Genomic DNA, 12,983 nt, shown 5'->3' with positions numbered 1-12,983 from the left:
CCGGTGGGTGGGTTGTGCCCGCCCTCCCCCAGCTACCGCTGGGAGGTGCCCCCTCGCCATGCGGAACGCCTGCCCACAACAGGGGTGGTGGGGCTGGGCCCCTCGGGTGCGGCACAGGGGCGGGCCCACAACAAGGGTGGTGAGCCGCCGCCGTCGGCTGCCCGTGACAGGGCTGGGCCCGTACCGTCAGGTGCGGGCACACAGCATGGGAACAAGCGGAGGGGGCACCGGCCCGAGGTTGGCCACCGGGTGGGAGGGGACGTGGTGGGGTGTCCCCGCAGGTCGAGAAAGTCACCGGCCGAAAGCCAAAAACGAGACCTTCACGCCGAGGAGACACCCCGGCGCGGCGCCGACCCCCACCACACAGCAACCCCACACGGCCACCGGCACAAGCCAAGAATCACGCGGCGCCAGCCGCGAACTACAGGTCCATACGCCGCGCCGAAGCCACCGGCCCGGCAGCCGAACACGGCGCCAAGCCACACGCAGCGCCCCCGTGACGCGGCACAAAAATCAGCGCGGGACCCTACAGTGCGCACCACACAGGGCAGCCGTCCCGCGCAACACCCCCGACGAACGAAGCACCCTCGTTTCCTTCCGCACCCCGCGAAGGGGTTAGTGCGGCGCGTAGCCGGGCGTCCACTGCGCTGCCCGTACCGCCTCCCGCAACTGCTCCTCGGTCGCCTCGGGAGCGACACCGTCCTCGACGGCGGCCAGCGCGGCGGCGAGCGCCACGTCCCGCGCCGCCTCACGCATCTCGCCCAGCGGCGGGAGCAGGGGGGCGGGGCCGTGCGCGGGTGCGGCGCGTGTGGCGCGGTCGCCGACGGCGCGGGCAGCGGCCACCATCATCCGGTCGGTGACACGGGTCGCGCGCGCGGCGGTGACGGCGAGGCCGATGGCGGGGAACACGTACACGTTGTTCGCCTGCGCCACCGGCACCTCGCGCCCGTCCACCTCCAGCGGCGGGAACGGCGAACCCGTGGCGATCAGCGCCTTGCCGTCCGTCCACCGCGCGAGGTCGGCGGGGGTGGCCTCGGCGTGCGAGGTGGGGTTGGACAGCGGGAAGACGACGGGCCGTTCGCACGTGCGCGCCATGTGCCGCACGATGTCCTCGGTGAAGGCGCCCCGCGCCGTGGACAGCCCGATCAGCACGGTCGGCGACACCCGGCGGACGACCTCGTCAAGACCCGTGCCCTCCCACCCGTCCGTCTCCCCGTCCTCGTGCGCGTAGCCGCGCTGCTCCTCCGTCAGATCGTCGCGGGAACGCAGCAGTACCCCGTCCACGTCGACGAACCAGAAGCGGGACCGCGCCTCCTCGTCCGACAGACCGTCGTCCGTGAGCGCGACACGGATCATGTCCGCGACCCCGATGGCGGCCGAGCCCGCGCCGAGTACCACGAACCGCTGCTCTGCCAGCCGGGTGCCGGACACCTCGTTGGCCGTGGTCAGCGCGCCGAGTGCGACGGCGGCCGTGCCCTGGATGTCGTCGTTGAACGTCAGCAGGCGGTCCTGGTAGCGGCTGAGGATGGGGCGGGCGTGCGCCGTCGCGAAGTCCTCCCACTGCAACAGCGTCCCCGGCAGCTCCGCCTCGACGGCCGAGACGAACGCCTCCACCAGCGCGTCGTAGTCCTCCCCTGTCACCCGCCGCGCCGGACGGCCGAGGTAGTGCGGATCGGCCAGCAGCTCCTCGTTGTCGGTGCCCGCGTCCAGCAGGACGGGCAGGGTGCGCGCCGGATGGATGCCGCCGATCGCCGTGTAGAGGCTGAGCTTGCCGATCGGGATGCCCATGCCCCCGACGCCCAGATCGCCGAGCCCGAGGATCCGCTGCCCGTCGGTGACGACGATGACGTCCACGTCCTCGTGCGGCCGGTTCCGCAGCAGCTCACGGAACCGGTGCCTGTCGTCCCAGGACAGGAAGAGCCCGCGCGGCCTGCGGTAGATCTCGCTGAAGCGCTGGCACGCCTCCCCGACGGTGGGCGTGTAGACGACGGGCAGCATCTCCTCCAGATGGCGGGTGACGAGCCCGTAGAAGAGCACCTCGTTGGTGTCCTGGAGCTGCCGCAGATAGATGTGCCGGTTCAGCGGCTTGTCGTAGCGGAGGAACGCCTCGTACGCGCGGTCCACCTGCTCGTCCAGCGTCTCCACGGCGGGCGGCAGCAGCCCGTCGAGCCCGGCCTCAGCGCGCTCGCGCGGCCCGAACGCGGTGCCCTTGTTGCGCAGCGGATCGGCGAGGAGCGCGCTGCCGCGCGCGTGGTGCGGTGTGCCGCTGGTGGACATGACTGCTCCCGGGGGCGGGTGGCGCCCGGCCGGGGCCCGGAGTACGGCCCCGTCGGCTCGCCACGGCTGGTACATCGGCACTCGCGACGATACGGGGGCGACACACGTACGGGGTGACGCTCGCGCGGTGGTGGGCGTGTTCCCCCGTGTGACGCCGGATCACCCGGCGCAGGCCGTCGCTGTCCCCGTCGCCGCCCCCGTCGGCGTGTTGCCGGGTTTTCCGGGCGGCGGGCGGGAAAGGCGCCGTACGAGATCGACGACGGACCGGCGCGGCCGGAAGCGGGGAAGGAGCGGGGCATGGGGGACGACGGCGGCAGAGCGGCGGCCGGGCGGGGCCGGGCGCACGACAGGGGCACGGGCGAGGCCCGCGCGGCGTTTCCCTGGCTGTGGCTGCTGCCGGGCCTGGCCCTGCTCGTGGCGCTGACGGTCTGGGGCGTGGTGGTCTACCCGCACCTGCCCGACCGCGTGCCGCAGCACTTCGGCTCCGAGGGCGTCAGCAGGTTCGCGGCGAAGTCGGTGGGCTCCGTCTTCCTGCCGGTCTTCGCCCAGGCCGGTGTCCTGCTCGTCATGGCGACCGTCTCCTACGGCGTGCTGAGCATGCGCCCCGAGTCCGAGATGGTCCCGGGCGAGCCGCGCTCCGCCCTGGTCAACCGCCCCGCCACCCGCGAGGGCGCGGTCCGCAGCGCGAAGGCGACGCTGTTCCTGGGGTTCTGCATCGGGCTGACGCTCGTCGCCGCCTGCGCGGTCATGTGGCAGACGGGGCCCTGGCAGGACCCGCCCGGCTGGTACCCGGTGCTGGTGACGGCGCCGTCCCTGCTGGGCGCCGTGCCGGTGGTGGTCGTCGCGCTGCGCGACAAGTGGCGGGCCTCCCACGCGCCGCGCCCGTCCTCGTCGGCGCCTTAGCGAGGGCGCCGGACCCCGGCCGCCCGGCCGGGTCGAGGCGCACCGCCGTGCTAAAATGTATACAGACTGTATGCAATGGGTCTGTTCGCAAAGAGCGCGGCGCGACTGACGTCGGTGGGGAGAGCTGGCTGTGGAGTCGGGACGGCAGAAGGCGTACGCGTTCCTCAAGGACACGGTGCTCACCGACCCCGCCATGCAGGGCGAGTTCCTGTCCGAGCAGACCATCGCCGATCGCATCGGCGTCTCCCGCACCCCCATCCGCGAGGCCCTGCTGCTGCTCGCCGCCGAGGACCTGGTCAGCCTGGTCCCCAAGCGCGGCGCCTACATCGCGCCCCTCTCAGGGCGGGAGATCGGCGAGCTGATGGAGATGCGCGCGGTGCTGGAGCGGTACGCGGCGGAGCGCACGGTCGAGGCGGGCGCCGCGCCGGTCGCCGAGATGGAGCGGGTGCTCGACGAGCAGGCCGGGCTGCGGGGAGCCGAGAACGCGCGGGAGTTCATCGCCGCCGACCACCGCTTCCACGCCACGCTCGTGGCCTCGGTGGGCAACGGGCTGATGGCCAAGCAGTACGACGCGCTGCGCAGCCGCCAGATCCGCGCGGGCGTCGTCGCGCTCTACCGCTCGGGCGGGCGCCAGGACGAGGTCATCGCCGAACACCGGCGCATCCTGGACGCGTTGGCGTCCGGCAGCGCGCCCGAAGCGTGCGCCGCGATCGACGACCACATCGCGGCCACCCGCCGCATCCTCACCGAGGGCTGAGCGCCCAGGGCGTGCCCTGCGGCCGCACGACGGGCGCCGGGCCGCGCACGCGACCCGGCGCCCGTCGAGCTGGAACAGACAGGGAAGGACCGGCGGGCGCTACAGCCGCCGGTTGTCCAGGACCGCGACGGCCCGGCGCACCCGCTGCACCTCGTCCACGTCCACGTCGGCGACGATCAGCCCGGGCGCCGTCCCCGCCTGCTCCCTGACGCTGCCGTCGGGGCCGATGAGCGCGCTGTGCCCGATGCCCGTCGGCGCCTTAGTGCGCTCCTCGATGTCCGCATCCGGCTCCGGCGGCGCCTGGCCGACGGCGGCCACCCACACCGTCGCGTCGAGCGCCCGCGCCCTGGTCAGCAGCTCCCAGTGCGCCAGCTTCCCCGGTCCGGCGCCCCAGGAGGCGGGCAGCACGGAGATGACGGCCCCGGCGTCGGCGTGGGCGCGGAACAGTTCGGGGAAGCGCACGTCGTAGCAGGTGGCGAGGCCGACGCGGACGTCGTCCACGTCGATCGTGACGATCTTCGCGCCCGGCGCCACGGTGTCCGACTCGGAGAAGCCGAAGGCGTCGTACAGGTGGATCTTGTCGTAGGCGGCCTCCACTCCCGGGCCCGTGGCCAGCAGGGTGTTGGCGACCCGTCCGCCGTCGGCCGGGGTGAACATGCCTGCCACGACGGTGAGCCGGTGGCGCCTGGCGATGTCCCGCAGGCCGTTGGCCCAGGGGCCGTCCAGCGGTTCGGCGACCGGGCCGAGCGGGATGCCGAAGCGGGCCATGGCCGCCTCGGGGAAGACCGCGAGCCGTGCGCCCTCGCTCGCGGCCTGTTCCGCCAGCGCTTCGATGGCGCGCAGGTTCTCCTCGGGGTCGGTGCTCGCGGTGAACTGGCACAGTGCGGTGCGCAGCGTGGTCACGGCGCCTCCTTGTCAGGCCGGGCGGATTCGGATTCGGACGGTGCGTGTGCGTGGGTGTGCGCGCGGGCGGGGCGGTGCGGTGCGGCGTGGGACCGCCGTGCCCGTACGGTACGGTCTCGCCCGCCTCTGGCGCGCCCCCCACCCGAGAGGTGGGCGCCGTGCTCACGAGGGCCGCCCCGCGGCGAGCGGGTCCTTGGCCGCGCCGTCGGAGAACCGGCGGGTGTACTCCTCGTCCTCGGCGTGGTCGGCGTCCCGCCCCAGCAGCACACCGGCCACCGTCAGCACGGCGGTCAGCACGATGTAGAGCGCGATCGGCAGCCAGGTGCCGAAAGCGCCGAGCAGCGCCGTGAACACGAGCGGTGCGACGGCGCCGCCGATGACGCCCGCGAGGGTGTAGGCGAGCGAGGAACCGGTGTAGCGCAGGCGCGGGCTGAACTGCTCGGCGACGAAGGCGGCCTGCGGCCCGTACATCACCGAGTGGATGACGAGCGCGCCGATGACGCCCAGGACGAGCAGCCCCCAGGAGCGGGTGGCCACGAGCGGGAAGAAGATGAACGGCCACACCCCGGCGGCGACGGCGGCGCCCAGATACAGCCACCTGCGGTTCACGCGGTCCGAGAGCGCGCCCGCCAGGGGGATGAGGAAGATCTGGAGCGCCGAGCCCACCAGCACGGCGGTCAGTGCCTCGCCGCGTGCCATGCCGAGCTGCTCCGTCGCGTAGGTGAGGACGAAGACGGTGAACATCGCGTAGAGCACGTCGGGCGCGACGCGGCACAGGATGGCGGCGGCCAACTGCCTGCGCTGCGTGGCGAAGACCTCGCGGATGGGCGCCTCGGGGCGCTCGCCGCCCGCCTCGACGGCCTTGAAGACGGGCGTCTCCTCCAGATGCACCCGCACCCACAGCCCGAAGGCGACCAGCAGCCCGGAGAGGAGGAAGGCGATGCGCCAGCCGAAGGAGAGGAACTGGTCCTCGGTGAGGAGCGCGCCGAGCGCGGCCAGCGCGCCGTTGGCCATCAGGTTGCCGGCGGGCGGGCCGACCTGGGCCGCGGACGCCCAGAAGCCGCGTTGTCGCGCGTTGCCGAACTCGCTGGTCAGCAGCACGGCGCCGCCCCACTCGCCGCCGACGCCCACGCCCTGCGCGAAGCGCAGCAGCACCAGCAGCACGGGGGCCGCCGGGCCAACCGCCGCGTGCGTGGGCAGGCAGCCGATCAGGAAGGTGGCGGCGCCGACGAGGACGAGCGTCGCGACGAGCACCCTCTTGCGGCCGATCACATCGCCGAGCCGCCCGAAGACGAAGCCGCCGAGGGGGCGCGAGACATAGCCCACCGCGTAGGTGGAGAAGGCGAGCAGCGTCCCGGTGAGCGGATCGTCCGACGGGAAGAAGAGCTTGCCGAAGACGAGCGCGGAGGCGGCCGAGTAGACGGCGAAGTCGTACCACTCCAGCGAGGTGCCGGTGAGGCTGGCGGTGAACGCCTTGACCAGCGTCCTGCGGTCGGGAGTGTCGGCCCCCTCTCGCCCTTCCGGGCCGGTCGGCGGGTGCGGGGCGCCCGCCGGAGACGGGTGCTGCTGGTTCTGGTCCACGGGTGGCCCCCTCACGGTCACGGCCTTTCGTACACGAGCATACTTGCTGTATACAGCTCGTATGCGCAACCCTGGGGAGCGGGAATTTACTTCTCCGCAACCCAGCCCGACCTGGAGGAAGCACCATGCCGAGCCTGTCGTTCACCCTGCCGGACAGCAGCCGCCGCACCGTGACCGTGACGCGTCTGCTCAACGCCGGGTACGCCGGCCGCAGCCAGGAGGACGTCGCGGCACACGTGGCGGAACTGGCGGAACTGGGCGTGCCCGCGCCCGCCACCATCCCGGCCCTGTACCCCGTCGCGCCCTACCTCGCCCAGCAGGCGCGGACCGTGCCCGCGCAGCACGGGAAGACCTCGGGAGAGGCCGAGTGGGCGCTCGTCGTCGACGACTCGGGCGAGCTGCTGCTGACCGCCGCCTGCGACCACACCGACCGCGCCCTGGAGGCCCACGGCGTGGCCTGGAGCAAGAACGCGGGCCCCGACGTCCTCGCGGAGCACGCCTGGCGCCTCGACGACGTGGCCGAGCGCGTCGACAGCCTGACCCTGCGCGCGTGGGTGCGGGGCGCCGACGGCTCCGAGGAGCTGATCCAGGACGGCACGGGCGCCGAACTGCTGACCCCGGCCTACTGGGCCGGTGTGCTCCGCGAGCGCGGGGAGCTGGAGCCGGGCACCGTGCTCATCTCCGGCACCATCCCGATGCGCCACGGGGTCGACCAGTTCGCCGAGGGCTGGCGCGTGCAGCTCGCCGACCCGGCGACGGGGAACGAGATCACCCTCGCCTACGACGTCGTGCCCATGCCCGAACCCATCGGCTGACGGCCCCCTCGGTGGCGGGCGGCGTGGTTGGTCAGGGCTGGTCAGGGCTTTGCCACTACCGGTCCGATGATCGGCCACTACACTCGCGGAAGCGTCGGCGAGGGGTGGTGGCGTGGTGCGTACGAAGAGCACGAACGGGCGGGACAGCGCATATGTGCGCCTGGCACGCGAGCTGCGGCAGGCGATCCTGCGGCATGACTACGCCGACGGCGTACGGCTGCCCACCGAGGCCGAACTCGCCCAGGCCCACGGCGTCAGCAGACAGACCGTGCGCCGCGCCTTCCAGGACCTGGTCGCCGAGGGCATGGTCTACCGCGTCCCCGGCCGTGGCACCTTCGCCGCGGCCGGGGAGGAGCAGCAGCTGCGGCAGTTCGGCTCCGTCGAGGACCTCATGGCGCTCTCGCTCGACACGGCCATGGAATTGGTCACGCCGCTGCACCGGCAGGTCGATCTCGACGCGGCGGGCAGGCTCCAACTGCGTTCCGACCGGGTGCACAAGCTCGGCTTCCTCCGCCTGCACGAGGAGACCCCGTTCTGTCTGACGACGGTCTATCTGCCGCCGGACGCGGGCAAGCTCGTCGAGGAGGTGCCCGAGCTGAACGAGGCCGGGTCCCGCAGCGGGCTGACCGTCATCGGGCTGCTGGACGCGCGGCTGCCCGAGCCCGTCGCGGAGGCCGAGCAGAGCGTTACCGTCGGCCGGGCCACACCCGAGGTCGCCCGCCGCCTCGGGTGCGCCGAGGAGCTGCCGCTGCTGCGCATCGACCGGCTCTACTTCTCCGCCGCCGGGCATCCCGTCGAGCTGGCGATCAGTCACTTCCTGCCCGAGCACTACTCGTACCGCGTGCGGCTGCGGCGCGGACGGCGCTGAGGCCGCACACGGTACGGGAGTTGGCGTCGGTGGCGCCGGGGGTGCCGGGGGGCGTGTCGGTGGCGTGACGTCAGAGGGACACGCCACGGTGGCGCAGCCAGGCGACGGGGTTGGTGGCCGACTCGGGGTTCGGTGTGCGGCGGACCTCGAAGTGCAGGTGCGGGCCCGTGGTGTTGCCGCTGTTGCCGGACAGGCCGATCTGCTGGCCCGGTGCCACCCGCCGGCCCTTTCGCACCTGGAGCAGGGAGAGGTGCGCGTACTGCGTGTAGAAGCCGTTGGCGTGCCGTACGACGATCTGATTGCCGAACGAGCCGCCGCACGAGGACCGCACGACGGTGCCCGCGCCCACCGACCTGACGGGGGTGCCCGACTTCACGGCGAAGTCCTGCCCCGTGTGCCGGTGGGACCACCGCTCGCCGGAGGAGGCGAAACGGGCGGTCAGCTTGTAGCCCTTGACCGGGGGATACCAACGCTCGTCTGACGAGGGCCTCTTGCCCGCGGGGAAGCTGCCGCGCGGACAACCCCCGCCCGCGCGGGCGGGGTTGGCGGCCTGCCGTGCGGCGGCGACGGGTGCGGCGCGCAGTGTGTCCCGCTGGGCGTGCGCGGTGTGCCGCTCGGCTGCCGACTCGGGGTGCGTGGCCAGAAGGCCCGCGAGGAGCACGGAGCACAGCAGTACGGCGCCCCGTGCGGCGGCGCCCGGTCTCATTAGCGCGACGTGTCTCATGGGGCGATGCTTACTCCTCTGCCGGACCGATCCCTCGTTTTACTGGTCTGGCACGCTGACACACTGCGCTGTTCGCTGTAACCCTGAGGCGCTGAAACCGACCAATCGAGGTATTCGACGCGGTTCAGCCGCGTCGGCGCATCGCACGCAGATCCTGCGTGGTCGAGTTCATCCTGTGCGCGGTGCGTGCTTCCCTGCGCGCTTCACGGGGGCCGACCACCGCGTCCCGGGCGTGCCACAGCGTGTGCGCGTCGCCGCGGCGTCTCTCCCTGCGGACGAGCAGGGCGACTGCCAGCCCCAGAACGACCACGGCTCCGCAGAGCCCCATGAGCACCGACATGACGTCCCCCTCACGTCCCGCCCCCGTATCTCAAGGGCGTCCACCGTGCCATGGGCCTCCGGGCGGGCACATTGCCATGTTCCGGCAGAGTTCGGGGACACGGGGCGCAGTGTGCGGGACGAGGTGCGCGGGGTGCGGTGTGCGGGGTGCGGTGTGCGGGGCGCGCGAACGCGCGGTGCCCGGCCGGAGGAACCGGCCGGGCACCGCACCCCGGCCCGGCGTTCACGGACGGACCGGGGTGTGCGGTCAGATCACGGGTGCTCAGTCACGCGAGCGCCCGTAGTAACCGCTGAGCCGCTCGTGGTACGCGGGGTCGGTGGTGTGCTTCTCCTTGTCGAACTCGGGGGAGTCCTTGATCTCGTCCTTGGTGCGGTCGACGTAGATCTTCTTCTCGTTCACGTCGATGCGCTCGATGGTCCCGGCGGGCAGCAGCACATGCCTGCCGAAGATCCACGTCCCCGTGTCGACGACGATGTAGGCCGATCCGACGTCCTCGGAATGCTTGTCGACCTTTCCGACGGCGCCGTCGATGGCCTCGACCTTGTATCCGCTCAGATCGGTTCCGGGCTGATACGCGGAAGTCGCGCGGTAACCCCAGATGTTCTCGCTCACGACAGGTCCCTTCATGTGCGGTGTGGTCACGGAAGGAAAAAACCCGCTCCTGGGTTCTCGGTGAGCGGTCTTCGGGGCCACGAGTCCCCGTCCTCGCCGGAACCACACCGCTTCCGGACCGGAAAGAAGAACCCGGAACGCGTGTGGCGCGACGTAGGGAACGGGGCGGAGCAATACCCGTGCGGTCAGCGGGAATCGCGGACGGCGGCCCTGCTCAGGGCCGGTGCTTGAAGGCGTCCTTCGCCTTCTCGCCGGCCTGCTTCAGGCTTCCGCTGGACCTGTCGGCGCGGCCCTCCTGCTCAAGGCGCCGGTCCCCGGTGCTCCGGCCGACGCTTTCCGCGATCCGGCCGCGGAATGTCTGCACACTGTTCCTGATCTTCCGGCCCACGCTCATGACGTTTTTCTCCTCCCCTTCTCTTCTCCGGTTCTCTTCCGGACCCTTCTGCCTCGGGCCCTGCTGGGCTCCTCGGATGCTTCAGGCCCTCTCCTCCGGCACGCCGTAGCGAGTTCCCCCGGTCCGCGTCTCCATGCCGCGCGGCGAAGTGAAGAGCGTGCACGCCGTGCGCGGCGCGCACTGGCGCAAGACCGCCACTCGGCCGAGAGAGAAGGGCACGGTGTGCGGAGAGGGGCTAACTTCGGAGCATGTCCAGCCATGAAGCGCGGTTCGAGATCGTGATCACCCCGCAGGGCGCGGCGGAGGAAGAGGAGACGGCACGCTCCCCCGAGCGGGCCGCCGTCCGCCGTGCCGCCGTCGAGCCGACCGGCGAGACCGGCGCGAGCGGCTACCCCCGGTACGCGGGCGAGGGCGTCGAGGCGGACATCGATCCGGTGACCGCCACCGTCGAGGCGCTCACCGTCGACGGGGACGAGCTGCCCTACGGATGGACGGCCTCCGTGGCGCGCGGCGGCGAGGAGCCCGACGGCTCTCGTTGACCGCTTTTCCTGACGCGCGGCGTCCCCGTCAAGGGTGATCTTCGCCACTGCCGTACGCGCGGGCACGCCCGACGCCCGCCGCCCCGGCCCTCCCGATGCCGCGCCCGGCCCCGCCTGCGGCCCGCTCGGCGGCCCGCCCTGCGGCCCCGACGAGGGGTACCCTCCCGGACCCCGTGGGGGAGCGGCCGTGATACGGAGAGTGTCAGGAAACAACAGCCGATGGGCAGAGGAGCCGTACATGCAGCGACGTACCGACCTGGTCGAGGACCTGATGGACCGGTTCCCGCATGTGCCGCGGGAAGCGGTCCTCAAGGAGGACCTGCTGCGGGGCGGCATAGCCTTCGACGACTCGGCGCTCAGCGACGGTGACGACGGCGACGTGAAGCCCAAGTCCTACTTCATCTTCTCCTTCGACCACCGCACCCTGCCCGAACTGGGCACGGCGGCCCTGCGCCGCCCGCCGGAGGAGATCGTGCTGACGGGCGGCCCCTACGGGCTGCGCCGCACAGTGGTCTCGGTGCGGGTCAACCCGGACAGCCCCTACCGGGTGCAGGCCGACGAGGACGGCGCGCTGCGGCTGCACTTGGACGGCCGCCCCATCGCCGACGTCGGACTGCCGCCGATGCCGGACTACTACCGGGAGACGCTGAAGAACGGCAAGTCGGTGATGGAGGTGGCACCCACCATCCAGTGGGGTTACCTGATCTATCTGACGGTCTTCCGGGTGTGCCAGTACTTCGGCGCCAAGGAGGAGTGCCAGTACTGCGACATCAACCACAACTGGCGCCAGCACAAGGCCGCGGGCCGCCCCTACACGGGGGTGAAGCCCGTCGAGGAGGTGCTGGAGGCGCTGGAGATCATCGACCGGTACGACACCACAGGCGCCTCCCGCGCCTACACCCTCACCGGCGGCTCCGTCACCTCCAAGGTGGACGGCCTCGCCGAGGCGGACTTCTACGGCCGCTACGCGCAGGCCATCGAGGAGCGCTTCCCCGGCCGGTGGATCGGCAAGGTCGTGGCGCAGGCGCTGCCCAAGGAGGACGTGCAGCGCTTCCACGACTACGGTATCCGCATCTACCACCCCAACTACGAGGTGTGGGACCGGAACCTCTTCGAGCTGTACTGCCCCGGCAAGGAGCGCTACGTCGGCCGCGACGAGTGGCACCGGCGCATCCTCGACTCGGCCGAGGTCTTCGGCCCCTCCAACGTCATCCCGAACTTCGTCGCGGGCGTGGAGATGGCGGCGCCCTCCGGCTTCCGCACCGTGGACGAGGCGATCGACTCCACCGCGGAGGGCCTCCAGTACTTCATGTCCCGGGGCATCACCCCGCGCTTCACCACCTGGTGCCCCGAGCCCACCACCCCGCTCGGCAAGATGAACCCGCAGGGCGCGCCGCTCGAATACCACGTGCGGCTGCTGGACGTGTACCGGGCGACGATGGAGGAAAACGGCCTCAGCTCCCCTCCCGGCTACGGCCCGCCCGGGCCGGGGCACGCGGTCTTCTCCGTCAGCTCCTTCATGGACAGCCTCCCCGCGCAGGACGAGTCGGCGGTGGTGGACGCCGGAAGCGAACGGCCCGCCGAGGTCTGAGCGGGTTCCGCGCCGGGGTGCGAGGGGCGCGACGGGAGTGAGAAGGGTGGTACGTGGCATGGAACAGGGGCGAGAAGTGGCCGTCCGGGGCGAGCGCGTACGCAGGAACGGGCGAGTGGCTCCCCACAGGGCACCATTCAGGGGATAGTGGGCGTTGTCGCGAGAGGATGTGAAGATCGGGCCGACGGTTCTGTTCCGGTCGGCACGCGGGATACGAGGGATACGAGGCCCCACGGGAGACGGGCCCGTCCTGGAGGACGCAGGAGACGGTGCGCGGGCACCGTCGAAGGGAACCGCATGGAACCGGATCCGGACCCCGGCCAGGAACCGGAGCTCGACCCCGAGCTGTGGGAGCTGGCCGTGGTGCGCGCCAAGCTCACCGGTGAGGACCCGCGACGCGCCTACGACGTCCTCACCGGCGCGGGCCGCGGGCTGCCACCGCGCGATGGCCGGGCGTACGACGGGCAGCCGTCCAACGGTCAGGCGGGCGGAGAGCGGGAAGAGGAACGGGAACGGGAGCCAGGGCCCGGCTCCGACGACCCCTGCCCCGAGACCGGTGACGCCGGAGGCGGCCCCCGTCCGCGCGCCCTGAGAGCCGTGCCGACGGACCCGGATTCGCCCCGTTCCCCCGGCACCGCGGCCCGCGCCCCAGGACCCGCCACCGGCGCCTGACCACGGC

14 protein-coding genes are annotated in these 12,983 nt (G+C 72.3%); 7 read left to right on the top strand and 7 right to left on the bottom strand.

The annotated features are described in order from the left end of the window. Positions 1-615 precede the first annotated feature (615 nt). Entirely contained in the window at positions 616-2,277 is a 1,662-nt protein-coding gene (locus ACYVOO_RS33320; RefSeq protein ID WP_461019439.1) for an NAD-dependent malic enzyme, read from the bottom strand. Positions 2,278-2,574: 297 nt separating this feature from the next. Between ACYVOO_RS33320 and ACYVOO_RS33315 the strand changes: the two genes are divergently transcribed. Next, positions 2,575-3,180 (top strand): DUF1648 domain-containing protein, encoded by a 606-nt coding sequence (locus ACYVOO_RS33315; protein ID WP_461019438.1) that lies wholly within the window; start codon positions 2,575-2,577, stop codon positions 3,178-3,180. Between the two features lie 130 nt (positions 3,181-3,310). Continuing rightward, entirely contained in the window at positions 3,311-3,937 is a 627-nt protein-coding gene (locus ACYVOO_RS33310) for a GntR family transcriptional regulator (RefSeq protein ID WP_461019437.1), read from the top strand. A 99-nt stretch (positions 3,938-4,036) separates the two neighbouring features. Here the strand turns inward: ACYVOO_RS33310 and ACYVOO_RS33305 are convergent, their stop codons facing one another. Further along, complete coding sequence (locus ACYVOO_RS33305; protein ID WP_461019479.1) at positions 4,037-4,831, bottom strand: carbon-nitrogen hydrolase family protein; 795 nt, start codon at positions 4,829-4,831, stop codon at positions 4,037-4,039. A 171-nt stretch (positions 4,832-5,002) separates the two neighbouring features. Further along, positions 5,003-6,322, bottom strand: coding sequence for an MFS transporter (locus ACYVOO_RS33300; protein WP_461019478.1), 1,320 nt, complete (start codon positions 6,320-6,322; stop codon positions 5,003-5,005). A 224-nt stretch (positions 6,323-6,546) separates the two neighbouring features. On the opposite strand from ACYVOO_RS33300, the gene ACYVOO_RS33295 reads away from it, so the two are divergent. Both ACYVOO_RS33295 and ACYVOO_RS33290 read left to right on the top strand, forming a co-directional pair. Further along, the gene (locus tag ACYVOO_RS33295) at positions 6,547-7,236 is read left to right on the top strand and encodes a DUF2848 domain-containing protein (protein WP_461019436.1); all 690 of its coding nucleotides are present in this window, start codon (positions 6,547-6,549) and stop codon (positions 7,234-7,236) included. A gap of 112 nt (positions 7,237-7,348) precedes the next feature. Continuing rightward, complete coding sequence (locus tag ACYVOO_RS33290) at positions 7,349-8,104, top strand: GntR family transcriptional regulator (RefSeq protein WP_461019435.1); 756 nt, start codon at positions 7,349-7,351, stop codon at positions 8,102-8,104. 70 nt (positions 8,105-8,174) lie between these two features. On the opposite strand, the gene ACYVOO_RS33285 is transcribed toward ACYVOO_RS33290, so the two are convergent. The 4 genes from ACYVOO_RS33285 to ACYVOO_RS33270 form a co-directional block, all read right to left on the bottom strand. Then, positions 8,175-8,810 (bottom strand): M23 family metallopeptidase, encoded by a 636-nt coding sequence (locus ACYVOO_RS33285; RefSeq protein ID WP_461019434.1) that lies wholly within the window; start codon positions 8,808-8,810, stop codon positions 8,175-8,177. A 142-nt stretch (positions 8,811-8,952) separates the two neighbouring features. After that, on the bottom strand, positions 8,953-9,168 hold the full coding sequence (locus ACYVOO_RS33280) for a hypothetical protein (RefSeq protein WP_461019433.1): 216 nt from the start codon (positions 9,166-9,168) through the stop codon (positions 8,953-8,955). 261 nt (positions 9,169-9,429) lie between these two features. After that, positions 9,430-9,780, bottom strand: a complete 351-nt coding sequence (locus ACYVOO_RS33275; protein ID WP_461019432.1) for a PRC-barrel domain-containing protein — start codon at positions 9,778-9,780, stop codon at positions 9,430-9,432. Between the two features lie 214 nt (positions 9,781-9,994). Then, positions 9,995-10,174 carry a CsbD family protein gene (locus ACYVOO_RS33270; protein ID WP_453345832.1) on the bottom strand — a complete coding sequence of 60 codons (180 nt, stop codon included), beginning with the start codon at positions 10,172-10,174 and terminating at the stop codon, positions 9,995-9,997. A 248-nt stretch (positions 10,175-10,422) separates the two neighbouring features. On the opposite strand from ACYVOO_RS33270, the gene ACYVOO_RS33265 reads away from it, so the two are divergent. The 3 genes from ACYVOO_RS33265 (at position 10,423) to ACYVOO_RS33255 (ending at position 12,976) form a co-directional block, all read left to right on the top strand. Beyond that, positions 10,423-10,713 (top strand): hypothetical protein, encoded by a 291-nt coding sequence (locus ACYVOO_RS33265; RefSeq protein WP_461019431.1) that lies wholly within the window; start codon positions 10,423-10,425, stop codon positions 10,711-10,713. Between the two features lie 238 nt (positions 10,714-10,951). After that, entirely contained in the window at positions 10,952-12,304 is a 1,353-nt protein-coding gene (locus tag ACYVOO_RS33260) for a radical SAM protein (RefSeq protein ID WP_461019430.1), read from the top strand. 297 nt (positions 12,305-12,601) lie between these two features. After that, positions 12,602-12,976: a hypothetical protein gene (locus ACYVOO_RS33255; RefSeq protein WP_461019429.1), complete on the top strand. Its 375-nt coding sequence runs from the start codon at positions 12,602-12,604 to the stop codon at positions 12,974-12,976. Positions 12,977-12,983 lie beyond the last annotated feature (7 nt).

It is taken from the genome of Streptomyces daliensis, from assembly GCF_054782395.1.
The sequence above is the reverse complement of the archived record's forward strand: the minus strand, read 5'-3'. Positions and strand labels throughout refer to the sequence as shown.